The organism is Sphingomonas sp. CV7422 (assembly GCF_027945725.1).
GTDB lineage: Bacteria > Pseudomonadota > Alphaproteobacteria > Sphingomonadales > Sphingomonadaceae > Sphingomonas > Sphingomonas kyungheensis.
This window is the reverse complement of sequence record NZ_CP115900.1, coordinates 2,147,526-2,169,847: the sequence shown is the minus strand read 5'-3', so window position 1 is coordinate 2,169,847 and position 22,322 is coordinate 2,147,526. Positions and strand designations below refer to the sequence as shown.

At 64.7% G+C, this 22,322-nt stretch carries 26 protein-coding genes and 1 pseudogene; 11 read left to right on the top strand and 16 right to left on the bottom strand.

Annotation, left to right across the window (positions count from 1 at the left end):
* Positions 1-20 precede the first annotated feature (20 nt).
* Positions 21-1,607 carry a murein biosynthesis integral membrane protein MurJ gene (gene murJ, locus PBN85_RS10565; protein WP_271298932.1) on the top strand — a complete coding sequence of 529 codons (1,587 nt, stop codon included), beginning with the start codon at positions 21-23 and terminating at the stop codon, positions 1,605-1,607.
* The gene (trpS, locus tag PBN85_RS10560) at positions 1,604-2,620 is read left to right on the top strand and encodes a tryptophan--tRNA ligase (protein ID WP_271298931.1); all 1,017 of its coding nucleotides are present in this window, start codon (positions 1,604-1,606) and stop codon (positions 2,618-2,620) included. Before murJ ends, trpS begins: the two co-directional genes overlap by 4 nt.
* On the opposite strand, the gene dapE is transcribed toward trpS, so the two are convergent.
* From dapE to rpmH, 7 genes are all read right to left on the bottom strand, one after another.
* Positions 2,617-3,732, bottom strand: coding sequence for a succinyl-diaminopimelate desuccinylase (dapE, locus tag PBN85_RS10555; RefSeq protein WP_271298930.1), 1,116 nt, complete (start codon positions 3,730-3,732; stop codon positions 2,617-2,619). The genes trpS and dapE overlap by 4 nt on opposite strands.
* A complete protein-coding gene (locus PBN85_RS10550) occupies positions 3,729-4,388 on the bottom strand; it encodes a glutathione S-transferase family protein (RefSeq protein WP_271298929.1) in 660 nt (219 codons plus the stop codon). Before PBN85_RS10550 ends, dapE begins: the two co-directional genes overlap by 4 nt.
* A 246-nt stretch (positions 4,389-4,634) precedes the next feature.
* Positions 4,635-5,300: a ribosome biogenesis GTP-binding protein YihA/YsxC gene (yihA, locus tag PBN85_RS10545; RefSeq protein WP_051583435.1), complete on the bottom strand. Its 666-nt coding sequence runs from the start codon at positions 5,298-5,300 to the stop codon at positions 4,635-4,637.
* Positions 5,297-7,000 (bottom strand): membrane protein insertase YidC, encoded by a 1,704-nt coding sequence (gene yidC / locus PBN85_RS10540; RefSeq protein ID WP_271298928.1) that lies wholly within the window; start codon positions 6,998-7,000, stop codon positions 5,297-5,299. Before yidC ends, yihA begins: the two co-directional genes overlap by 4 nt.
* Positions 7,001-7,016: 16 nt before the next feature.
* Positions 7,017-7,229 carry a membrane protein insertion efficiency factor YidD gene (gene yidD, locus PBN85_RS10535; protein ID WP_081793046.1) on the bottom strand — a complete coding sequence of 71 codons (213 nt, stop codon included), beginning with the start codon at positions 7,227-7,229 and terminating at the stop codon, positions 7,017-7,019.
* Positions 7,226-7,666: a ribonuclease P protein component gene (gene rnpA / locus PBN85_RS10530; protein WP_268747116.1), complete on the bottom strand. Its 441-nt coding sequence runs from the start codon at positions 7,664-7,666 to the stop codon at positions 7,226-7,228. Before rnpA ends, yidD begins: the two co-directional genes overlap by 4 nt.
* Before the next feature lie 5 nt (positions 7,667-7,671).
* Positions 7,672-7,806, bottom strand: a complete 135-nt coding sequence (gene rpmH / locus PBN85_RS10525; RefSeq protein WP_031393806.1) for a 50S ribosomal protein L34 — start codon at positions 7,804-7,806, stop codon at positions 7,672-7,674.
* A gap of 227 nt (positions 7,807-8,033) precedes the next feature.
* Here rpmH and PBN85_RS10520 point away from each other — a divergent pair.
* A pseudogene (locus tag PBN85_RS10520) lies at positions 8,034-8,681 on the top strand (magnesium chelatase domain-containing protein); the annotation flags it as partial.
* A 27-nt stretch (positions 8,682-8,708) separates the two neighbouring features.
* Positions 8,709-10,319: a recombinase family protein gene (locus PBN85_RS10515; RefSeq protein WP_271298927.1), complete on the top strand. Its 1,611-nt coding sequence runs from the start codon at positions 8,709-8,711 to the stop codon at positions 10,317-10,319.
* Positions 10,320-10,364: 45 nt separating this feature from the next.
* Here PBN85_RS10515 and PBN85_RS10510 read toward each other — a convergent pair whose 3' ends face one another.
* From PBN85_RS10510 to PBN85_RS10495, 4 genes are all read right to left on the bottom strand, one after another.
* Complete coding sequence (locus tag PBN85_RS10510) at positions 10,365-12,056, bottom strand: hypothetical protein (RefSeq protein WP_271298926.1); 1,692 nt, start codon at positions 12,054-12,056, stop codon at positions 10,365-10,367.
* Positions 12,053-12,253, bottom strand: coding sequence for a hypothetical protein (locus tag PBN85_RS10505; RefSeq protein WP_271298925.1), 201 nt, complete (start codon positions 12,251-12,253; stop codon positions 12,053-12,055). The genes PBN85_RS10510 and PBN85_RS10505 overlap by 4 nt, the downstream gene beginning before the upstream one ends.
* Complete coding sequence (locus tag PBN85_RS10500; protein ID WP_271298924.1) at positions 12,250-12,429, bottom strand: hypothetical protein; 180 nt, start codon at positions 12,427-12,429, stop codon at positions 12,250-12,252. The genes PBN85_RS10505 and PBN85_RS10500 overlap by 4 nt, the downstream gene beginning before the upstream one ends.
* A 160-nt stretch (positions 12,430-12,589) precedes the next feature.
* On the bottom strand, positions 12,590-12,793 hold the full coding sequence (locus PBN85_RS10495) for a hypothetical protein (protein ID WP_271298923.1): 204 nt from the start codon (positions 12,791-12,793) through the stop codon (positions 12,590-12,592).
* 452 nt (positions 12,794-13,245) lie between these two features.
* On the opposite strand from PBN85_RS10495, the gene PBN85_RS10490 reads away from it, so the two are divergent.
* From PBN85_RS10490 to PBN85_RS10460, 7 genes are all read left to right on the top strand, one after another.
* Positions 13,246-13,935, top strand: coding sequence for a hypothetical protein (locus tag PBN85_RS10490; RefSeq protein ID WP_271298922.1), 690 nt, complete (start codon positions 13,246-13,248; stop codon positions 13,933-13,935).
* The gene (locus PBN85_RS10485) at positions 13,932-14,126 is read left to right on the top strand and encodes a hypothetical protein (protein WP_271298921.1); all 195 of its coding nucleotides are present in this window, start codon (positions 13,932-13,934) and stop codon (positions 14,124-14,126) included. Before PBN85_RS10490 ends, PBN85_RS10485 begins: the two co-directional genes overlap by 4 nt.
* Complete coding sequence (locus PBN85_RS10480) at positions 14,123-14,329, top strand: hypothetical protein (RefSeq protein WP_271298920.1); 207 nt, start codon at positions 14,123-14,125, stop codon at positions 14,327-14,329. The genes PBN85_RS10485 and PBN85_RS10480 overlap by 4 nt, the downstream gene beginning before the upstream one ends.
* Before the next feature lie 64 nt (positions 14,330-14,393).
* Positions 14,394-15,566 carry a DNA cytosine methyltransferase gene (locus PBN85_RS10475; RefSeq protein ID WP_271298919.1) on the top strand — a complete coding sequence of 391 codons (1,173 nt, stop codon included), beginning with the start codon at positions 14,394-14,396 and terminating at the stop codon, positions 15,564-15,566.
* Positions 15,563-16,420 carry a hypothetical protein gene (locus PBN85_RS10470; protein WP_271298918.1) on the top strand — a complete coding sequence of 286 codons (858 nt, stop codon included), beginning with the start codon at positions 15,563-15,565 and terminating at the stop codon, positions 16,418-16,420. Before PBN85_RS10475 ends, PBN85_RS10470 begins: the two co-directional genes overlap by 4 nt.
* A 300-nt stretch (positions 16,421-16,720) precedes the next feature.
* The gene (locus PBN85_RS10465) at positions 16,721-16,915 is read left to right on the top strand and encodes a hypothetical protein (RefSeq protein WP_271298917.1); all 195 of its coding nucleotides are present in this window, start codon (positions 16,721-16,723) and stop codon (positions 16,913-16,915) included.
* Positions 16,912-18,039 carry a plasmid recombination protein gene (locus PBN85_RS10460; RefSeq protein WP_271298916.1) on the top strand — a complete coding sequence of 376 codons (1,128 nt, stop codon included), beginning with the start codon at positions 16,912-16,914 and terminating at the stop codon, positions 18,037-18,039. The genes PBN85_RS10465 and PBN85_RS10460 overlap by 4 nt, the downstream gene beginning before the upstream one ends.
* Positions 18,040-18,099: 60 nt before the next feature.
* Here the strand turns inward: PBN85_RS10460 and PBN85_RS10455 are convergent, their stop codons facing one another.
* From PBN85_RS10455 to PBN85_RS10435, 5 genes are all read right to left on the bottom strand, one after another.
* Positions 18,100-18,612, bottom strand: a complete 513-nt coding sequence (locus PBN85_RS10455; protein ID WP_271298915.1) for a hypothetical protein — start codon at positions 18,610-18,612, stop codon at positions 18,100-18,102.
* 4 nt (positions 18,613-18,616) lie between these two features.
* Positions 18,617-20,035 (bottom strand): zonular occludens toxin domain-containing protein, encoded by a 1,419-nt coding sequence (locus PBN85_RS10450; RefSeq protein WP_271298914.1) that lies wholly within the window; start codon positions 20,033-20,035, stop codon positions 18,617-18,619.
* The gene (locus PBN85_RS10445; RefSeq protein ID WP_271298913.1) at positions 20,035-20,328 is read right to left on the bottom strand and encodes a hypothetical protein; all 294 of its coding nucleotides are present in this window, start codon (positions 20,326-20,328) and stop codon (positions 20,035-20,037) included. The genes PBN85_RS10450 and PBN85_RS10445 overlap by 1 nt, the downstream gene beginning before the upstream one ends.
* Positions 20,329-20,332: 4 nt before the next feature.
* Positions 20,333-22,015 carry a hypothetical protein gene (locus PBN85_RS10440; protein WP_271298912.1) on the bottom strand — a complete coding sequence of 561 codons (1,683 nt, stop codon included), beginning with the start codon at positions 22,013-22,015 and terminating at the stop codon, positions 20,333-20,335.
* Positions 22,016-22,087: 72 nt separating this feature from the next.
* The gene (locus PBN85_RS10435) at positions 22,088-22,306 is read right to left on the bottom strand and encodes a hypothetical protein (protein WP_271298911.1); all 219 of its coding nucleotides are present in this window, start codon (positions 22,304-22,306) and stop codon (positions 22,088-22,090) included.
* Between the last annotated feature and the right edge of the window lie 16 nt (positions 22,307-22,322).

Here is a 22,322-nt window from a genome sequence, read left to right as displayed (position 1 = left end):
CGCGCGGGGGGCGTCGCGGCGTGAACCTGACCAAGGCCTTGGGCTCGGTCGGCGGGCTGACGCTCGCCAGCCGGGTGCTCGCGCTCGTCCGCGACACGTTACAGGCGACGTATGTCGGGGCGGGCTTTGCGTCCGACGCTTTTTTTGTCGCCTTCCGTCTTCCCAACATGTTCCGCGCCCTCTTTGCGGAGGGGGCGTTTTCCGCTGCCTTCATCCCGCTGTTCAATCGCAAGGTCGCAGAGGGCGGTGGGACAGCTGCGGGGATTGATTTTGCCGAACGGGCGCTAGCCGTACTCTTCCCGGTGCTGCTTGGCTTTACCTTGCTGATGCTGGCGGCCGCCTATCCAATCACCTGGGGGCTGTCAGGCGGCTTCGATCGGCAACATCCTACCCCCGAACAATTTGACTTCGCCGTGACGTTGTCGCGCTTTACTATTCCGTATCTGATGCTGATCAGCCTCGTTTCCTTACTCGGCGGCATTCTTAATTCGATGCACCGATTTTGGGTCAACGCAGCAGCTCCGATTCTGCTTAACGTTGCGATGGTCGCAGCACTTATTTTCTTTCACGGCGGTGATCCTTACGCGACCGCGCGGGCGCAAGCGATTTCTGTCACTGCGGGCGGCGCTTTACAGCTGGCATGGCTGTGGTTCGCGTGCCGCCGCGCCGGTGTGAGCCTCCGCCTCCGCCGCCCGCGTATCGATGACGACGTCAAGAAGATGCTCAAGCTGATTATCCCGGCGGCAACAGGCGCGGGTGCGGCGCAGATCAATCTCGCCATATCTACTGCACTGGCGGGGCATCTGCTTGCGGCCGGATCGATTTCCGCAATCTATTACGCCGACCGACTCAATCAATTGCCACTCGGATTAATCGGGATAGGATTAGGGACAATCCTCCTACCCGTCGTCTCGCGACAATTATCCGAGGGGCGTGAGGCAGAAGCGATGGAAATGCAGAACCGCGGTCTGGAACTTGCGCTGTTTCTTACGCTTCCCGCGACTGCTGCCTTTGTATTTGCTGCCGAGCCATTGGTCCGCGGTTTGTTTCAGCACGGCGCATTCGGTGCAGGCGATACAGTTCGCGCGGCACAGGCACTTGCCGCCTTCTCCCTGGGTCTTCCTAGTTATGTACTGGTTAAGGTGCTGACGCCCGGCTTCTATGCTCGGGCCGACACGCGCACGCCGGTGCGGTTGGCGCTTTATTCGGTCGCGATAAACTTCGTCGGCAATCTCATTTTAATCCCGGGCCTCGCCCATTGGAATATCGGTCAGATTGGTCCGCCCCTCGCGACGGCGATCGCCTCGACTGTCAACGTCGTATCGCTCTATGTCGTGCTTGGTCGGCGTGGGCACTTCGCGCTTGATCCCGCGCTGAAACGTAAGGTGCCGCGCCTTGGCCTTTCCGCTCTGCTCATGGGTGGGGCCTTGCTGCTCGTCACGCCGTGGATCGAGCCTTACCTAGTCGGGTCGCTGCCCGTGCGTGCGATTGCCCTTGCCGTGCTTGTCGGCTCGGGCGTCGCGATATACGGGCTTGCCTGTTTCGTGACGGGTGCGTTTCGCGTCTCCGATCTCCGTTCCATTCTCCGTCGCAGAGCCACTTCATGACTACAAAGCGCGTCGTGTCCGGTATCAAGCCCACCGGCAACCTCCACCTCGGCAATTACCTCGGCGCGGTGAAGCAGTGGGTGGTGCAGCAGGACGACATCCAGGCGGAGGGGGGCGAGACGCTCTTCTTCATCGCCGATCTGCACGGGCTGACCGAGTGGATCAGCCCCGCCGAGCTGCGCGCCAATACGATCGAGATGACCGCGACGCTGGTCGCCGCGGGGATCGATCCCGACCGGTCGATCCTGTTCAACCAGGCGCGGGTCACCGCGCATAGCGAGCTCGGCTGGCTGCTCAACAATGTCGCGCGGGTCGGCTGGCTCAACCGCATGACGCAGTTCAAGGACAAGGCGGGGAAGAACCGCGAGGGCGCCAGCGTCGGCCTCTACGACTATCCCGTGCTGATGGCGGCGGACGTGCTGCTCTACAACACCACGCACGTCCCGGTCGGCGAGGATCAGAAGCAGCATCTCGAACTGGCGCGCGACATCGCGACCAAGTTCAATGCCGATTACGAGACCGACCTGTTCACGCTGCCCGAGCCGCTGGTCAGCGCCGACGCGCCGCGGATCATGTCGCTGCGCGATGCGTCGGCGAAGATGTCCAAGTCCAACCCGTCCGAGCAATCGGTGGTCAAGCTGATCGACAGCGACGAGGTGATCGCCGACAAGTTCCGCAAGGCAAAGACCGATCCCGACCTGCTCCCCGACACGATCGAGGCCTTGGCGGAGCGGCCCGAGGCGCGCAATCTGCTGACGATCTTCGCGGCGCTCGCCGATCGCAAGCCGGCGGACGTGCTGCGCGACTATGCCGGCAAGGGCTTCGGCGTGTTCAAGCCCGATCTCGCCGATCTGGCGGTGGCGACGCTCGCGCCGATCCGGGACGAGATGGTGCGGCTGCTCGACGATCGTGCCGCGATCGACGCGATCCTCGAACAGGGGGCGGAGAAGGCGCGGGCGCTCGCCGCGCCGATGCTGCGCCGGACGCAGGAGACGATGGGGCTGATGCTCTAGGCGGCGAGGCGGGCGATCACCTCGGCGTAGATGGCGGTGAGCGTGGCGAGGTCCGCCACCGCCACCGCCTCGTCGACCTGATGCATCGTCGCATTGACCAGCCCGAACTCGACCGTCGGGCAGAGCCGCGACAGGAAGCGTGCGTCGGAGGTGCCGCCCGAGGTCGACAGTTCGGCGATCAGCCCGGTCCTGGCCTCGACCGCGCCGCTGACCACGGCGGTCCACGGCCCCGGCGGGGTGAGGAAGGCCTCGCCCGATACCTTGCCGGTCACGCTTGCCGCGGGCGCATGCTCGCGGACCACCGCGGCGACGCGTTCGATCAGCGCCTCGCCGCGTTGCAGATCGTTGAAGCGGATGTTGATCCGCGCCTCGGCACGCGCCGGGATGACGTTATGCGCCGGATTGCCGACGTGGATGTCGGTGATCTCGAGGTTCGACGGCTGGAACCAGTCATTGCCGTGATCGAGGCCCAAGGTCTGAAGCGCCGCGAGCGCACGCGCGAGCTTGCCCGCCGGATTGTCGGCGAGATGCGGATAGGCGACATGGCCTTGCCGCCCCGGCACGCTGATCCAGATGTTGACCGATCCACGGCGACCGATCTTGATCATGTCGCCGAGCTGGCGGACCGAGGTCGGTTCGCCGACGAGGCAGACGTCGGGGGCGATGCCGCGCGTCGCCATCCGGTCGATCAGCGCCGGCGTGCCATAGGTCGCCGGCCCTTCCTCGTCGCCGGTGATCAGCAGGCTGAGCGTCGGTCCCTGCGCCTGCGCCGCCGCCGCGACGAAGGCGGCGACCGCGCCCTTCATATCGACCGCGCCGCGCCCGTAGAGCAGGTCGCCGCGGATCTCGCCGGACCAAGGCGAGCCGGTCCAGCCGTCGCCCGGCGGCACGACGTCGACATGACCGGCGAAGGCGAGATGCGGGCCCGCGCCGGGGCGCAGCGCGATCATATTCTCGACCGGCCCGTCGGGGGCGCTGCCGCTGACGAAGCGATCGACGGCAAAGCCGATCGGGCGCAGCGCGGCTTCGAGTACGTCGAAGACGGTCCCGCGCGCCGGCGTAACGCTGTCCGCCCGCAACAAGGCCTGTGCGAGCGCGACGACGTCGGTCACGCGGGCTGCTCGAACTGCTCGATCACCCAATCCTCTTCCTGCGCGCCGGCGATCCAGTCCTGCATGAACGGATGGCGGATCATCGCGTCGAGATAGCCGGCGGCGAAGCGCGCGATCGGCAGCTTATAGGTGAGGATGCGCGTCACCACCGGCGCGTACATGATGTCCGCCGCGCCGAAGTCGCCGAACAGGAAGGCGCCGCCACCGCCCCAGCGCGCGCGGGCCTGCGCCCACAGCTCCATGATCCGCGCGAGGTCGGCGACCACGTCGTCGTCGGGGCGGCGCGCGTCGAAGACCTGGCGGATGTTCATCGGATGCTTGCGACGCAGGGCGGTGAAGCTCGAATGCATCTCCGCCGCCATCGAGCGGGCCATCGCCCGCGCCGCCTCGTCGGTTGGCCAGAACCGCTCGCGCGCGGTCTTGTCGGCGAGATAGTCGACGATGGCGAGGCTGTCCCATACCACCGCCTCGCCATCCCACAGGATCGGCACCTTGCCCGAGGAGGGGGCGAACTCAGCGCCTTCGCGGCGGCGGTCCCATGCCGCATCGTAGAGCGGCACGACCACCTCTTCGAAGGCGAGGCCGGATTGCTTGCACGCCAGCCAGCCGCGCAGCGACCAGCTCGAATAGGCCTTGTTGCCGATGATGAGCTTCATGACCAAGGGCCTAGCCGGGGGCGGGCCACGGGTCCAGCCGTCCACGCACCGGCGAACATGGACAAGTTGGACACCTTAACGGAAACGATCCGCATCGATCGTTTCCGTTTGCGACCGGTGGCGGCGCGGCGGCAGGGCAGGCGGATCATGCCGCATCATATGCGCGGCGCGGGGGAGATAGGACAGGAGGCGTCATTCGGCGGCCGATCCCAACGGCTTGCGGCCGCGGGCAACCAATGGCGCCGATCAGCCGATCGCTTCGAGCACCGCGGCGCGTAATTCGGCGATGCCCATGCCGCCCTCGCTCGACGTCGCGAGGATATCGGGATGCGCGGCCGGGCGCTTGCGCGCTTCCGCCGCGACGCTGTCGGTCACCGCGGCGAGTTCGGTCGCCTTGACCTTGTCGGCCTTGGTGAGGACGAGGCGGTAGCTGACCGCGGCCTTGTCGAGCATTTCGAGGATCTCGCGATCGACGTCCTTGATGCCGTGGCGCGAGTCGATCAGCACCAGCGCGCGCTTGAGCGTATCGCGCCCGCGCAGGAAATCGTTGACCAGGAACCGCCACTTTTTGACGACATCCTTGGGGGCCTTGGCGAAGCCATAGCCCGGCATGTCGACCAGCCGGAACGCAAGCGGTGCGCCGACGTCGAAGAAGTTGAGCTCCTGCGTCCGCCCCGGCGTGTTCGAGGTGCGCGCCAGCCCGTTGCGCCCGGTCAGCGCGTTGAGCAGTGACGATTTGCCGACGTTGGACCGGCCGGCGAAGGCCACTTCCGGCACCACCGGCGCGGGCAGATGCTCCAGCGCCGGCGCCGATTTGAGGAAGCTCACCGGCCCGGCGAAGGTCTTGCGCGCACGTTCGAGCAGCTCGGGCGAGAAGCCCTCGTCCTCGGGGATGATGACGTCCTCGCTCACTTGGCGGCCGCGATCTTGAGATCGGGGTGGCGCGCATAGAGCACCCGCTGCTGCAGGATCGCGAGGAAGTTGGAGGCGATCCAATAGACCTGCAGGCCGACCGGATAGCTCGCCATCACGAACATCAGCACCCAGGGGATGACCGCGAACACCTGCTTCTGCGTGTCGTCCATCGGCGCCGGGTTGAGCTTGAACTGGAAGTACATCGAGATGCCGAGGATGATCGGCACCACGCCGATCGCGATCATGTGCGGCGGGGTGAAGTGCAGATAGCCGAACAGGTTGAGCGGGGTCAGCGGATCGGGCGCGCTGAGATCCTTGATCCAGGCGACGAACGGCTGGTGCCGCATCTCGATCGTCAGCATCAGCACCTTGTATAGCGCGTAGAAGATCGGGATCTGGATCAGCGTCGGCAGGCAGCCGGCGACGGGATTGACCTTCTCCGTCTTGTAGAGCGCCATCACCTCCTGCTGCATGCGCGGCTTGTCGTCCTTATACCGCTCCTGGATCGCCTTCATCTTGGGCTGGAGCGCGCGCGTCTTCGCCATGCTGGCGAACTGGCGCTGCGCGATCGGGAACATCAGGCCGCGGATGGTGAGCGTCAGCAGGATGATCGCGACGCCGAAATTGCCGACCATGCGGAACAGCCAGTCGAGATAGGTGAAGATCGGCTTTTCGAGGATCTCGAACCAGCCCCAGTCGATCGCCTTGTCGAGCTTGGCGACGCCCGCATCATTCTCGTAATGCTGAAGCGCCTTGACCTCCTTGGCGCCGGCGAAGAAGCGGCTGGTCTGGGTCAGCGCGCGGCCGGCGGGGAGCAGCTTGGGCGCGAAGGCGTAATCCGCCTGATAGGCGGTGTTGGCGCCGGCGCGGAACTGGCCGTCGAACTGCGCCGCCTGATCGGGGACGAGCGCGGTCAGCCAATATTTGTCGGTGAAGCCGAGCCAGCCGCCCGTCGTCGTGAACTTCTCGGGTGCCTTGTCGAGGTCCTTGAACTTGGTGCTATAATCCGCACCGCCGCCATGAACCGACATCGGGCCGGTGTGGATCTGCCAGGTGCCGGGGTCCTTCGACACGCCGACGCGGTTGACATAGCCATAGGGGGCGACCGGCACCGGGGCGTTGCCCGCATTCTGCACCGTCTGCTTGACGGTGAACATATATTGATCGTCGACCGACAGCTCGATCGCGAAGCGCTGGCCGGTCGCATTGGCGGCGGTCAGCGTCACCGGACGGCCGGGGGCGAGCAATGGCGACGAGGCGGTCCACACCGCATCCGCGGCGGGCGGCTTCAGCCCGTCGTCGCGCCAGCCGAAGCCGGCGAAATAGGCCTCCGGCGCGCCGGCGGGGGACAGCAGCCGGATCGGCGGCGAATCCTTGGTGATCGTTTCCTTGTATTTGACCAGCACGAGATCATCGATCCGCGCGCCCTTGAGGTTGATCGAGCCCTGCAAGGTCGGCGTCTGGATCCGCACGCGCGGCGATTCGGCGAGCACCGCCTGGCGGCTGCGCGTCGCGGCGGGGGCGTCGGCGGTCGGGTCGGCGGTCTTGGTGGTGACCGGCACCGACTTGCCGTTGACGATCTTCGTCACCGGCGGATTGGCGACGGGGAAGAATTTGCCCTGGATCAGCGGCCAGCCGAACAGGATCACCGCCGCGATCACCGCGAACAGGACGAAATTCTGACGTTCTTTGTTCAAAGTACAGCCCCGTAGCTCAAGGGACGGGATCGGGTCCACACCCGCCCCAGGGATGGCAGCGCGCTATCCGCTTCGCCGCCAGCCAGCCGCCCTTTGCCGCGCCATAGCGGCGAAGCGCAGTGATTGCATAGGCAGAACAAGACGGTTGATACCGGCAGGAGGGCGGCAGGATCAGCGACGGCCCCAATTGCCAGCCGCGCGCCACCCAGATCAGCAGCCGCGCGATCACCGGCGCGGCTTTCGCGGCCCGCGCGGCCGCGCCGGCGCATCCTCGCCGCGGGCGATCTTGCCGAGCGCCTTGCCGAATTCCGCCTTCAGAAGATGGTGATCGCGCTCGATGCCGCCATCGCGGCCGATCAGCACATGGTCGGCGCCGCGGATGCCGCCGACGGGCAACAGCTCACGCGCCAAGGCACGCAGCCGCCGTTTCATGCGGTTGCGGACGACGGCGTTGCCGATCTTCTTGGTCACGGTAAAGCCGACGCGCATCGTCGGATCGCCGTCTTTGCGGTCATGCACGAGCAGGACGAAGCCCGGCATCGGTGCGCGCCGCCCGGCATTGGCCGCGAGGAAGTCGCGGCGCAACGTCAACGTCCGGATCGTGGCATCGGCGTGTGCCGCCGCGCCCGCGGACGTCTGGACGTCGGCAGCGCCGACGTCCGTCACGCAGGTTACGCCGACAGCTTCTTGCGGCCACGCGCGCGGCGCGCGTGGATCACCGCACGGCCGCCGACCGTCGCCATGCGGGCGCGGAAGCCGTGACGGCGGGCACGCACCAGATTGCTCGGCTGAAAGGTCCGCTTCATGATTCATTCCCTGATCGTCTGAATAGAAAAGGGCCGCCACGCGGACGGCCTTGATGTGGCGCGCTTACCCAGACGGGCCGACGAAGTCAACGCGAGCGGGCTTTGTTCGGCCATGATCCGCCAGATAGGGAGCGTGTGTTACCGGAACAAGACGGTGCGGCGATCCTTGTGCGCCGCACCGTCGCGCCCCGCGACGCCGCTATGGTGGAAGGGCAGGGGGTGAGCGGATGGCGGCGATCGTGCAGACGGTGGCATATCTCGGGCTGGAGGCGCGCGGGGTCGAGGTGCAGGTGCAGCTCGTCCCCGGCGTGCCCGGCTTCTACGTCGTCGGGCTCGGCGACAAGGCGGTGACCGAAAGCCGCGAGCGGGTGCGCGCGGCGATCTCCGCGCTCGGGCTGGCGCTGCCGCCGAAGCGGATCGTCGTCAATCTGTCGCCGGCCGACCTGCCCAAGGAGGGATCGCATTTCGACCTGCCGATCGCCCTCGCGTTGCTCGCCGCGATGGCGGTGATCGACGTCACGCTGCTCGCCGACTACGTGGTGGTCGGCGAACTGGCGCTCGACGGGCGGATCGCGCCGTCGCCGGGCGTGCTGCTCGCCGCGATCCACGCCAATGGCGAGGGCAAGGGGTTGATCTGCCCCGCGGCGCAGGGGTCGGAGGCGGCGTGGGCGGGATCGCTCGACCTGCTTGCCGCGCCGGCGCTCCTGCCGCTGATCAACCATCTCAAGGGGCATGGCCGGCTCGCCCCGCCGACGCCGGGGGAGGTCGACGCCGCCGCCGCCGGTCCCGACCTGCGCCAGGTGCGCGGGCAGGAGACGGCACGCCGCGCGCTGGAGATCGCCGCGGCGGGCGGGCATAATCTGCTAAGATACGGTAGGGCTACACTCGTGTAGGAGAGCCCCATGGATTGCATCATCTACATCCGCTGGTCGAGCGCCATTCAGGCGCGTGGCTCGTCCTTGGCTCGACAGAAGGAACTGTGCACCGGGCACGCACAGGGGAAGAAATGGCCCATCAAGGACGTCATCGTTGACGACGGTGTGTCGGCCTACACCGGCGTCAACGTGACAACAGGCAAATTGGGGAGGTTCTTAGAGGACGCCGAGGCAGGGGAATGGCCCGACGGGATCATCCTGCTGACCGAACGTCTAGACCGAATATCGCGTCAAGGGTTCGACGAGACATATTCCTGGATCAAGAGGGCGACGTCTGCCGGTGTGAGTTTAGCGACGGTCGACGGCGACGAGTTTTTCGAACGCCTGCGTAGGCCCGACATGCTTCAGGTGATGAAAATACTGGTCAAATCTGAATTGGCGCAGGACGAGTCTCGTAACAAGTCGAACAAGATCGCAACAGCATGGAAAGTGAAGCGGGAACGGCTCGCGGCTGGTGAAAAGCTTGTAGCAACCTCACGCGCTCCCGCCTGGGTCAGGCTCGAAGGCACGCCGCCAGCGTTCGTGCTGATCTCCGAAAGGGCCGCTATCGTGCGTCGCGTCTTCGAGGAGACGGTAGCAGGGCACGGAAAACACACCATCGCCCGGCGTCTTAATCAGGAAGGCGTCGCAACGTTCGGCCGGGCATCGGGATGGCACGCGAGCTACATCCAGAAGATCCTGTCGTCGCCGACAGTGCTGGGAGAAATGCAGCCGGGGCGGAAGCCGCGTGGCACCGCGCGCGAGGCGGTCGGTGAACCAATCCCCGGTTACTATCCGGCCGTCGTCGACGCCGATCTGCACGCACGGACGATGCGAGCGATGGCAGGCCGGTCCCGTCGCGTTGCCGGTCGCGGGCGCCGCCTTGTCAACATCTTCTCAGGGATCGCGAAGTGCGGCGACTGCGCCTCCCGGATGACTTTCCGCGGCAAGGGCGAGAAGGTACGAGCCGACGGCGAACGCGTGAACGAGGATTATCTGGTGTGCGACAGCTACCAGCGGGGCCGCGGCTGCGGGAACGGGCAGCACTACCACTACGGGGCCTGGGAGACTGCGATCCTGAACGCAATCCTGACGAAGGCGATGGGGGACGGACACTTCGCATCGAGGCGCGAGGTCTTGGCGATCGAGGTCGAACAGGCGGAGACTGTCCGACGGCGCGACGCGGCCGAGAGGAAGGCCACGACGGCACTGACGCTGTACGTCGAGACGAGCAGGGACGAAGCGAAGTCCGAATGGTCGCGGCTATTGGCGGAAAAGGACGAGTGCGACGCGGCGCTGGTCGTGCTGCGGAAGAGGATTACGGCGGCAAGAGGCGCGGTCACGCCGGCAGAGCATCAACGGCGAATCGAGGGCATGTTCGACCAGATGCAGGACATCGACGAAGACGTCCGGTTCGAGGCTCGATCACGCGTCATGGACGCAGTCCACGAGCTGACGGCTTCGATGGCGTTCAAGCGGGAGCCGACCCGCGTTGAGGTGATGACGAAGGCAGGGCTATCGATGGCGATCGATCATGTCGGCGGGCGCGGGCCGGACTCGGAGTTCTGGTACAAGTTCGACGAGGGGTTCCTCGACTGATTGTCGTTAGGTCCCGACGCGAGAACACGCGCCGGGACTGATCGATCATGACTTCTCCTTGTTCGTTCTGGTCCGCACCGGGAAGGTCGCGATCGACTTCTTCGGCACATGGATCGGCTTAAGAACCGGGCGAAAATGCATGCCCGTCTTGAAGTCGTCGTCTTCGGTCGCGTAGATGAACACCTCCTCGAACAGCATCTCGCCCGTCGCTTCGTTGTACGTCGGCTCCATGATCGTCGACGACTCGGAGATGGTGGTGAGAAGCCAACCCTGCTGACGCAGGGCCTCTGATAGCGACAGTTCGGCGTCCTCAACATCGCGAATGGCGCGGTCGAGCGATCCGCGCGAGTAGCGCCGCGCCCGCCAGGCGTCATCAGCGGCGATGTCGACGCGTTCGATGACGAAGTTCGCCGGCAGGGCCGGTTCGACCACGTCGCCATCCTCATCCAAGACGATGGGCTCGTCGTCGAAAACCCACTCCGGGTCGGACACGACAAGTTGCTCGTCAGTTCGATCATCGACGGCACCGAACAGGCGTCGGATATCGCGCGCGCCCCTTGACCATTCGAGCTGACGCCGACCGAAAGTCGCCTTGGCGTATTCGAGGAACAGTTCCTCGTCACGACGTTCCCCGGTGTCGAGGAGTTGGAAGGGCATCCTCGACTTGGCCTCGGCGCTGCGCTCCTTGAGGTAGCCCTTCGTCATCTCGTTCTCGGCACCCCAGCGCTTCTTACCCGCCTTCTGCTTCGCCTCGGCGGCCTCCGGGGACTTCACCGGATAGTCGGTTGCGGTCCACACGACCTTCACGTCAAGCCCGTGCTTGAAGGACGGCGGACGGGGCGATCCGGACGCGAGCACGCAGCGTTTCCACGTCTCGAACACCTCGCACTTCATCTTCAAGGCCCAGGCCGCGTCGTCTTGGCGGGTTGTTTCGCCGGCTCCCTCGTAGATTTCGATGGCATGGAAGTGGACGTGCCAGCCGTTGTCGTGACGGTCCTCGTCGAGCGCCAGCGTGATCTCCATCGCGACGAGGTGTCCGACATAGCCAAGCCCCTTTCGACGATCGCGCAGGGTGCCATGCGTCGTGAAGCGAGACATCGCGTCGCGCGCGCGGGCGATGCTCACGCGCAAGGGGACGCACTTGTCGTGCGGGGCGGTGTACGTCACCATGGCGACGCGGAAGCCCTTCTGACGGGCGGTCTCGATGATCGTCTTCACCTGCTTCGATCGGGCGACGGCGACGTGCTGTGCGCAGCACGGACAGGTCCAGATCGAGCCACACTTGAAGATACCGAGCCGGTCGACGCGTCCGGTCAGGCGGTGTTCCAGCGCCATGCCCGGTCCCCACGGCACGATGCCGCAGGCGGACACCGGGAACCACTTGCCACGGTTGCGTTCGTCCAAGACGTGGCGGTCTTCCGGCGCGCTGCCGGCGAAGGCTTCGACAGGCGACTTCCAGCGCAGCAGCAGGCCTGCGGCGGTCCTGCGACGGTTGAGGCGACGGCGGGATTCCTCGGGCTTCTCGACGGCCGTGAAGCACTCATGGCACTGCTCAACACCGTCCTCGTCGGTCCAGTCGCCGAACGTCCACCCATGCCCGCAGGGCTTGCGGGCGTCATTTCCGCAGGACTGTTCCTTTATACCATCTACCGAGAGGGAGCCCTGCGGGTGGCAGGGGTCCATGACCATCGCGGCGAGGACGGTTTCGGCGTCCTCGAACCCGACACGCGCGCTCATTTCCAGATGCTCGGCGAGGCGGGGATGTCGTACTTGGCGCGGACCTGTTCGACGAGGCTGTCGACCTCCGCCAGCGGGTCCATGTAGGCGTCGGTTGCCGGGACACGCGTCCACAGCAGGTGCGAAAGGATCTCCAGCCCGTCGAGGACGAGCGCAAGATCGTGCGCGTCGATGGCGCGATCTTCGAGGGCGCTCATGCGAACGACCTCCCCAGCAGGCGGTCGGCGAACGTCTTCTTGTAGACGATGCGCGACACGCGACCGTCCGCGAACTTGACGACGACGGTCGAGGTCGTGGCGAGAACGACGTTCTCGACCGCGACGATGTGTCCGACCTGCTCAAGCTCGTCCATGAGCTTGTGAACCTCGGACATGCCGTCGCGATAGTAGACGGCGCGGAATGCAGAATAGTGCATGATTGCCTCGCTAATTGCGCGGGCGACCACTTGATTTTGGGCGTCGATCTTGTAAGTTGTCGTTGATCAGAACGTACGACGCTCAGAACCTAGTGGGGTAACCCGCTAGGTTCTTTTTTTACTTGGTGTCGATGGAGCGGAGAGCCGCGCGCTTCGACGGGAAGGCGCGGACGATCCGGCCGTGCTCGTCGACGACGACGGCACCACCATGGGTCTTGCTCAGCCCAGTGATGATCCACGTTCCCGTGGAACGAACGAAGTAGGCGGGCACGACCTCGCGGTGCGTGCTGATGTTCTGGAGCGCTTCGGCGATGTGCGACATGGGTCGTCCGATCGATATGGTGGCGCTGACACGGGGCCTTGCCCCGCTGGTCAATCAGCATGCGACCATGGTCAGCTCACTGACCGCTATCTTTCGTACAACGCCTGCACCAACCAAAGCCGATCCAGCGCAACTAGTAAGGACCATGATCGGGCGGGTGTCAACTAGTCACTAGGCTCCGCGCGATATTTTTTTATCGGCGAAGTCGAGAGAGGTCGAAGGCAAAACAAGCGGTGCGTGCGCGGCTCTAGTTTTATGGACCGGGTTGAGGCTCTGTTGAGGGCGGCGAGGATCTATACCATGCACATGCGGCAAGGTTGTTGACGGCGATCGTCGACAACTGGCGAGTAACTCACCCCCCATTTAACGGTTCGTCGCATTTTTCGGGAACCCCTCTGGACATTCACGCGTATTACTAGTAAGATTGGGCATCAAGAACGGGAGTGAAGACAATGACCGACGTGATCAGCAGCAAGGTTCAGAAGCTCGAAGAGAACGACAACTGGTCCTTCTTCGAAACAGAGGCGTACAAGAGCAATGGGGAGGACAACGGCCGCTCGTTCATCCACATCAACGGCGCGAAGGGGGATATCGATATCACGATCGGCTTCCCGATGCCCAGCGACGTGAACGGCACGCTCTATATCGCCCGACGCGACGACGCGGAGATGATGAACGTCCCGGTGCTCGGCAAGAGCCCGATGCGCGCGCCGCTCGATGAGATCCGCGCAACGCTTGAAGCGCAGGGATTTGGCGAATTGGTATTCCTCGCTACGCGCGCTGGGATTGAGAACTTCTGCCCGTGCATGGATTTCAACTACATGGACGACGGCGTCGACCATGACGTCGTCGTCGAGGACGCAGCCCCGGTGGTGTCGTACGGCTTCACCCATGCGGCACCGCATGATCGGAAGCCCGGTGAAGCTATCGATCGGGTCACCGAGGCGATGCGCGCTCTCCGCCAGGGTGAGGTCGTCGCGGACGAAGCCGCACCGGCTTGCTGCGGCAAGTGGGTCGTCTTCGACGCCCGCGACGCTGCCCCCGCGCCTTGTGGTTGCGCCCACCCCGCGAACGACGTGACGGCGATCGACGCCTTCCTCGACGACTATGACGCGCTGTTCGGGGAGCGCGTGGCGGCATGAGCCATTCGAGGAACGCCGATTACCAGGCCGAGCTCCGCCGCAGGCGCAAGGAGGCGGGGCTCGTCCAGGTGCAGGTGTACGTCCACGAAAGCCGTCGCGATGACATCAGGGCCGTCGCGGCGAGGATGCAGGAGCCCGCGGGGCACGACGAGGCGATCGACGTGCTGGATGAAACGGAGGCGAAGCGATGATCCGTACCTTCAGCGAGGAGACCTGGATGGGCTTCGAGGCGGCGTTCGGGATGATCGCGTTTGAGAACCACGCGCTTCAACATCCTGAAAGGGCCGGTGGGGTCGCCGCTCGCATGGTCGAGGCGGGTCACATGGACGCGATGGAGGCGTTGCGCTGGCTCGCCGAGCTTGAAGCGGCACACGCGGCGCCGACCCGTGCGTGATAGGCGCCGAACCGATGCAACTTCCGCTCGACGTTCCACTCCCGTTCCACGATAACACGGTCGCATGACGGGACGATTCTACGAGTTCTTCGCGGGTGCCGGGATGGCACGCGCCGGCCTGGGCAACGGGTGGAAGTGCCTGTTCGCCAACGACATCGACCTGAAGAAGGCCGCGACTTACGACGACAACTGGGGCAAGGGCGCGATGAAGCCCGCCGACGTGAAGACCCTGACCCCGGCCGATCTGCCGGGCGCAGCGGATCTCGTCTGGGCCTCATTCCCATGTCAGGACCTGTCCCTCGCCGGTGGCGGTGCCGGTCTCCGTGGTGAGCGCAGCGGCGTCTTCTGGCCGTTCTGGCGACTGATGGAGCGCCTCGGCGCAGAGAAGCGCGCACCGACGATCGTAGCGCTGGAGAACGTTGCCGCGACCCTGACCTCGCACGGCGGCAAGGACTTCGAGGCACTGTGCCTCGCCCTGGTCGACGCTGGCTATCGGGTGGGTGCCCGCGTGATCGACGCGGTGCAGTTCGTGCCGCAGTCCCGCCCTCGCATGTTCATCATCGCGGTCCTGTCCGACGTCGTGATCCCGGACGAGCTGATCGAGGCGTCGGGATCGCTGGCCGGCATCGACGGGCGAGTAGCGGCGGCGCACGATCGCCTCGTCGCTGCGGCAGTCGATCAGCCCGACCTGCAGCGCGTCGTCGACGCATGGATCAACTGGGCGGTCCCTGCGCCAACCGCCACGCCGGTGACGTTGGCAGAGGTGATCGAGGACGATCCGGTCGGCGTAGCGTGGCACAGCGAGGCGGAGACGGCGACACTGATCGAGCGGATGAGCGAGCTGAACAAGACCAAGGTCGCCAAGGCACGCAAGGCCGGCGCGACGATCTACGGCACGGCGTACCGTCGGACGCGTGTTCAGAAGGGCGTGAAGACGGTCAGGACGGAGGTCCGGTTCGACGGCATCGCAGGCTGCCTTCGAACACCGTCGGGCGGATCGAGCCGACAGATCGTGATCGAGGTGAAGGGTCAACGCATGCGCTCGCGCCTGATGACGCCGCGGGAGGCCGCACGCCTCATGGGACTGCCCGAGGGCTATCGCCTGCCGGACGCGTACAACGAGGCGTATCACCTGATCGGCGACGGCGTTGCGGTCGGCGTCGTCGACCATCTCGCGCGACATATATTCGATCCGCTATTGGATTCGCTGGAGGCACGCGCGAAGAAGGCTGCATGAGCGTCATCCCATGCACTGCTAATGAAGAGCTTCGCGAGCGAATCCTCCAGTTCACCGAGGTCCTGAAGACCCAGGCGCACCTGCTGGGGGACCACGGCCTCGACGAGCAGGAGTTCTACGACAGCGGATTGTTCCGAGGCGCGATCGAACGCATCCGCGGCCAGTTTTCGGCGACGATGCGCGATAAGCGGGACTTCGCGTCGCGGGTACTGAACTGGCTTCAGGAACGCGGCGCGATCGTCGATTGGGAATCCGCCGGCGAAGCGAACCGACATGACTACACGGTCGAGATGCCCTCCGGCCGTGTCTGCGCGATCGAGCTGAAGGGTTGCCTCGACGGGAACAACACGAACATCTTCGAGCGCCCGCCGCACTGTCACGAATTCGTGCTGTGGTCGGTGTGCACGAACCCCGGTGCCAACCCACGGCACAATGTATGGTCCGGCATCCACACCCGGCTATCGGCAGAGATCATCTCGCGGAACCAGCGTGTCGACGGCCTGATCGTCTGGGACATGGTGTGCAACACGATCGGCCGGCCATGCCCGAAGGTCGAGGTCGATCCGACCCGCGTGACGGTGGTGGGGCCGTACCAGCTCCCGCCGCCGTGCATCTATGTGATGCCCTCAACGATACCGTCGCCGCGCAACAACCCGGCACCGGCACCGCAGACAATCGATCAGGTCGAGTTCCTGGCGGTCCTGCACGAGGCGTTCGGGGGCCATCCGCAAGAGGTCAACCGCGTCGCGTTCGAGGTCGGGTACGAAGGCGTCGACACGGTGCGGAAGACGATCATCGAGCGCGGGGGCGCGATCGTGGCGGAGAGCAACCCGACGGCGATCCGCCGGTCATAGCAGGTCGGCGGCAGCCGGCCGTTCACGCCGTCGCTCGATGCGACGGTGTGAACCTGCATCATGCCCGGAGACGCCGCCCCCACATGGCTGGGCGTCGGAGGGCATGATGATCGCCCGCTAGGGCGATTGCCGAGGGTCCAGGGAGGCGCAGCGCTCCTTGGCGAAGGGGAATTTCGAAGAAATTCCGTCCTGAGTGACGGAGTTGTCACTCCGTTCGTCCCACTTCCACTGGATGGGGGGAAGACTAGATTCGGTCGAGCGCCTATACTCGAAGCAACGTCGATTGCGAGAGTAAGAGCCATGCTGGCCGCTTATCTGCTGATACTGCCGTACATGCCGAAGAGTGTGCAGCTGACGCTCTGGTTCGTGGACGCAAAAGGAATGATTGGTCTTCTGGCCGGCGTCGGGGACGTGAAGCTCATCAGGGCAATCTATCGCGGCGACTGGGGTGTCCGCGAAAGGCTCGACGTAGCGATGAAGGCGATGGGGCTGTGACCGCCTTCGCCATCATCCGCCACGCCAAGATCAAGCACGGTCGGCACCTCGTATCGGCCGGTCTCCACAACATCCGCGGCGTGAAGACGCCGAACGCCGACAAGAACGCGCCGCCTGTTGAGATCCTCGTCGGGTCGGAGAAACCATGGCGCGACGTCGACGACGTGCTGAAGGCGCTGGAGGTCGGTAAAATCCGCAAGAACGGCAACGTCGCGATCGAGGTCTTCATGGGTGCGTCCCCGGAGTGGTGGGAGGCGCAGGGCTGGGTCCGTGGCGAGGAACCGACCGGGACGGCGGCGATCATGGTCGAGGCTTGGAAGCAGCAGCAGCTGGCGTACCTGCGGTCCCGGTTCGACGACCGCCTGATCGCATCGGTCGTCTATCATGGCGACGAGGCCTCGCCCCACATGCACGCCCTGGTCGTGTGCGCACAGCACCGTGTCGACGGGCGCGAGAAGGGCGAGGACGCGGGGCGGGTCGCATGGCGCCTTTCGGCGGAGAAGTTCCTACCCGGACCTTCCGCCATGAAGGCGATCGTGACGGAGTACGCGAAGAGGATGGCTAGGTTCGGCCTGGTGCGCGGCGAGGATCGCCCGACAGGGACCGTCGACCACAAGCCGTTGAAGGAATGGCAGGCGGAACAGGCCGACCTGTCGAGAACGCTGAGGGAGGCGAACGTGAAGCAGGAAGACGTGTTGAAGGCCGCAGAAGCGGAGGCGGAGCGCATCAAGCGCGATGCGAGGGACTATGCATCCGAGGTGAAGGCGAGGGCCGATCGTGAGGCGGAGGAAGCGATCCGTCTCGCGGGTCTCCGGGAAGAGATGCTGCGGCGCAAGGAGGACGCATCGTCGACCGCCCTCGCGGTCAAGGAACGCGAATTGGACGACGCGCGCCGGGAAGTCGGCATCTTGCAGAAGAAGCTGGAACGCATGGTCAGCGTCGTCGAGACGTTGATGACGAAGGTCCGGGGCTTCGCCGACGAGTACCTGAAAACGCCGTCGACCTTGGCGCGTCTGGCACTGGGGACAAAGGGGCCGGCGGCGGCACGCATCGCGTCGAGCGAGGAGGCCCAGGAACTGGCGGCGATCAAGTCGTTCCTTGGAGGACGGGGAACTGGCCGCTAAGCCGATGCGGTCCAGTGACGCATCCTGCGCTGCGTGGCCTCGCAAGCTCGGCTCCGCTGCTCAGATGCGACACTGGACGATCGGGCTGATGCCGGACTTCCGAACCAACGAAAGATCGAACGTGTACGTCCTCCCCTGGCCCTTCATCGCGACGCGGGTTCCCTTGTCCGTCTCGATGCAGCCGGCGTACTGAAAGCCCTGCGCGGCGAGGACGTCGACATAGTTTCCCTGAGGACGCGAGAATACAGCGTGTACTTCTCGAATAGGTGGCTGGACCGCCGCTGGCTGGCTGACGTCGGACGAACCAGAGAGGGGCCCCGGTGCGGTTGGATCGTAGGCCTGAGCAGTGGGGGCGGGAGCGGCGATCGGACAGACGTAGGTGATGCCGCCGGACGAGGTGAAGGCATAGCCGTGGCGGCGCAGGACGCCCTCGATGGCACTCGCGACCTTCAGCTGGTCGGCACGCAGCGACACGAGACGGGTGTCCTCCACAAGTTCGGTGCAGGCGACGTAGGAACGGTCATCGACCCGTTCGAGATAGACGCGGACGAGATCCGCAAGCTGAACGCCCACGAGGTCAATTCCGCGGGGGTTTAGCGACGCCGACTGAATCCGGGTCCGCGAAACGGATGGCTGCGTCGCCGATCCCTGCGCCAGGGCCAGTGACGCCGTTGCCGCCGCGCCTGCCGTTGCCAGAAGCCCGGACAGGAGCGGACCAGAGGGAAACCTGATAGCCATCGTACTCTCCTTGGGGACCGTTTTGGTCAAAATCGAGGGGGGTGTCTGAAGGGTGGAGCCTGCCTTCATCATCGACGACGAAGGTGGTGCCCGCTACGGCACCTGCGACCCGCGCGAGGGTAGGGCGACGCTGCCGAACAGGAGCCGCTGGTGCTGTTTTCGCTGTAGCAGGGGCATATGTAGCGGTGGAGGACGCGACGGCCTCCACGGGGGCTCCAGCGGCGTTCTTGGGCGTGACCATGTCTCGAATTCCCGTGTAGGTCCAATATCCGAAGACACCGATGGCGACGACGGCAAGGAACGCGGCGTACTTGATGTAGCCAAGCCGCGAATCATTCGACGCGGACGAGCGATCGTCGACGGCGCGCTCCAAGGCTTGACCGCCGGCGTATTCGAAGAGGCCGTGGATCTCGGGGAGGTGGGGGAGGATCTCAAACGCCTTGCGTTCGACGTTGTAGGCCTTCGAGCGGCGATCGGGGATCTTGTGCCCCTCGAAGGTCGAGACGCTGTAGCGTCCGTCGGTACGCCAGAACGGAAAGAGCTTCTGGATGATCGGGGGGACGGCTCCGGCCTTGTAGCTCTTGATATCGCAGATCTGATCGATCTGCTTCCGCAGGGTGCGGTTGAGCGAGCTGTAGTCCTGGGTGAGCAGCAGGATGTTCATCGAGACGAGGACGGTCCCGTCACCACCCTTGGCGACGTCTCCACCCTTGCCGGGATGCCATAGTTCGACGCACTGGCGGACGAGACCCTCGGTGCAGTTTTCGCACGAGCCGCACGGGTCGGCCATGAACCGCTCGCGGTCCTCCGCGGATCGCCAGTTGGCAGGACCCCGCCAGTGCCGGGCCATGTGCAAAGCCTTCTTGAAGCGAGGCGGGATGGACTGCGTCGATTCCAGCCAGCGCCAGGCCTCGTCGATGACGACGACGGCACCGGTCGGGACAATGGTCTCACGCCAGGCGCGACCATCGAACATGGGGCCGGCTATCATCTCGCCTTCAGGGCCCTTGATGAGCTTGATACGGTCCTCATCGGGGAAGAAGTCGTCCCGCTCGACGGCGTCGTAGTCGACGACGCGAAGACGATCTCGAACGGTATCGTCGTCAAGCAGCTCGACCACGCGGTTGACGTCGAGTGACGGGATGACGGCGACGACGAAGCGGCCGAGGCGAAGCTGCTCCAGAACGACACGCGTACCTTCGTGCGTCTTGCCGCTACCCTTCGGGCCGACGTAGGCGAAAATGGTCTCCGAGGCCATCAGCCGATCACCGGCAGGCGCTTGATGAAGAACGCGACAGCGTACGCAGGGATCAGCACGTTGAGCGCGAACGGCGCGTCGACGAACCACAAGCCCCACAGGAACGTCGAGGGCAGACCGTCGAACATCGTCGTGAGGTTCATGGAAGGAAGCAGTTCACCCAGGAGGGCGAAGGCGGCCTTGAACACGAAGATCAGCACGACGAAGGCGATCAGCTTCGAACCGATGCCCTTGGTGAGGTAGCCGACGACACCGCCGGATGCCTTGCTCGTCAGGAACGACTTTATGCCCATAGTGTCAGCTTCTCTTGAAGACGACGATCAGCGCGCCGAGGCTGTAGATGAGGTGGAGGATGCCGACGATCAGCGGACGTTGCTGGGTGAACCAGTCGCAGAGGAAGGCCGAGGACACGGGCTTGGACTCGCGCGAGTGGCCGAGGAGGGTCGGCAGGTCGATCGTCCAGACAGGGCACTCGGTCGCAGGCAAGGCGATGCCGGGGGTCATGAACTTCTTGAAGGGACCAGCCAGGAAGTCGCGGGCTGGAGACATGACGTCTCCGAGCAGTCCGGCTTCGTCGTTGTCGAGCTCAGTATCCGGTTCATCCTCCTTGGTGTTCGTTGGGGTTGAGCCGTCGTCGACCTTGGGGTTGGTTACCTCAACCTGCTGAGGCGGTGACTCAGGCGCGTCGATCGGCCCGATCTTAGGAGGCTGGCCGGGTGCTGATATCGGACGAGCAAGATCACCGAGGTTGCTCGCGCGCTCGGGGTAGGCCTTGCGAAACGCGTCAACATCCTCCTGCGTGACCTTAAGATTGTCTTCGAAAGGAACGGGAGCCGTAGCACCCTGTGCCTTCCAAACCGAATTCGCCACGGCGGACATAAAATCGAGGGATGTCAGCTTGGCGGCAGACTGGGGGGGGAGTTGCGAGCCGCTGCCAAGCCCGAGGAACGGAACCTCTTTCACAGGGACATACTGGCTCAACACTTGGCCTGCGGCACCTGGAGATCCGACCTTCGTGATGATCACCTCGCAGGCAGCATAGCCCGCGCAAGTGATCGAGGATGAAGACGGCTGATAAAATTGCCTCGAACAGGGCTCGACGCCGAAACTGCATGGAATCAGCGTGTCACGGTCCCGGACACTGCCGGGGGGTTGAATCTTGCCACCAGTGTACAGGACATCGCCGAAAATTGAACGCATCCCAGCTATTCCGGAGCCAGTATATCCGACGATCATGGCGGTGTGGTAACCGCCTTGGGAGGCCGTCACGATGAATTCCTTTCCAACGCCGTACTTTACGTACAGGCCGTCGGTCGAAATGGTCCAGTAGTAGGTGTCGAACGCCGGAAAGTCAGTGTTAGCAGAAGTCGACTTCTTTTCAGTAGCCTTCACGTCGTTACCGGTTATGCCGGTACCATCAACAGTGCCATCGCCAGTGGTCTTAACGGAGCAGTCGGCAACTATGCACATGCCGACACTGCCAAGGTACATGACGCCGCCAACCGCCATGAGGGGGCCGCCGATGGCACAGCCGTAGCCCGTTGCGCACATGATTCCGCCAACGGACCCTACGACACCAGCACCGACTCCGAGGCGCTGTGATTGTTCAGCGTGGGTTTCACCAAGAGCCACCATCGCAAGGCCAGAAAGTGTAACCCCGCCGGCCGCCAACTTACGGTACTCCAGTGGCGTCTTTTCGGGGCGACCAGCGGCGACGTCAGCGTCACGCATGACTTTGGCCTGCTTGAACTGGATGATCTGGGCCGTCTCCTGTGGGAAGCGGCCGTTCGGGGTTGTCGGGAATGCAGGCGAACGTCCGAAATTGCCAGCGGTGACGGTACCTGCGATCGACGCAGTGACGACGAAGAGCGAGGCGAGAACGGCGAGCGCGAGCCGGAAGGGCGTCAGCGCTGCGAGCCGATGATCGCTGCGAGAACGAGCGACAGGCCGGCGACCCATGCGAAAATCAGAAAGTACCACATCAGCCCCCCCTGGCTCGAATTGGACGGGTGCCGACGCGGGCCAGAGCCCGCGTCGGGGATCGTCGGCGAATTACTTCACCGAACCCTTGATCCAGTTGATGCCCATGCGGGCGAGGCGCGGGCCGATCATCACGGCGCCGACGGCCAGGAGGCCGGTGACGAGCGTGGTCGGGCTCACCGAGTTGGTCAGGCTGGTGAAATCGGGGCCGGTTGCCGCCTGAGCGAACGCGGGTGCCGTGCCGGCGATGGAAGCGGCCGCAGCCGCCAGGGTCAGTCCGATGTTACGCATGTGGGTTTCCCCCCTT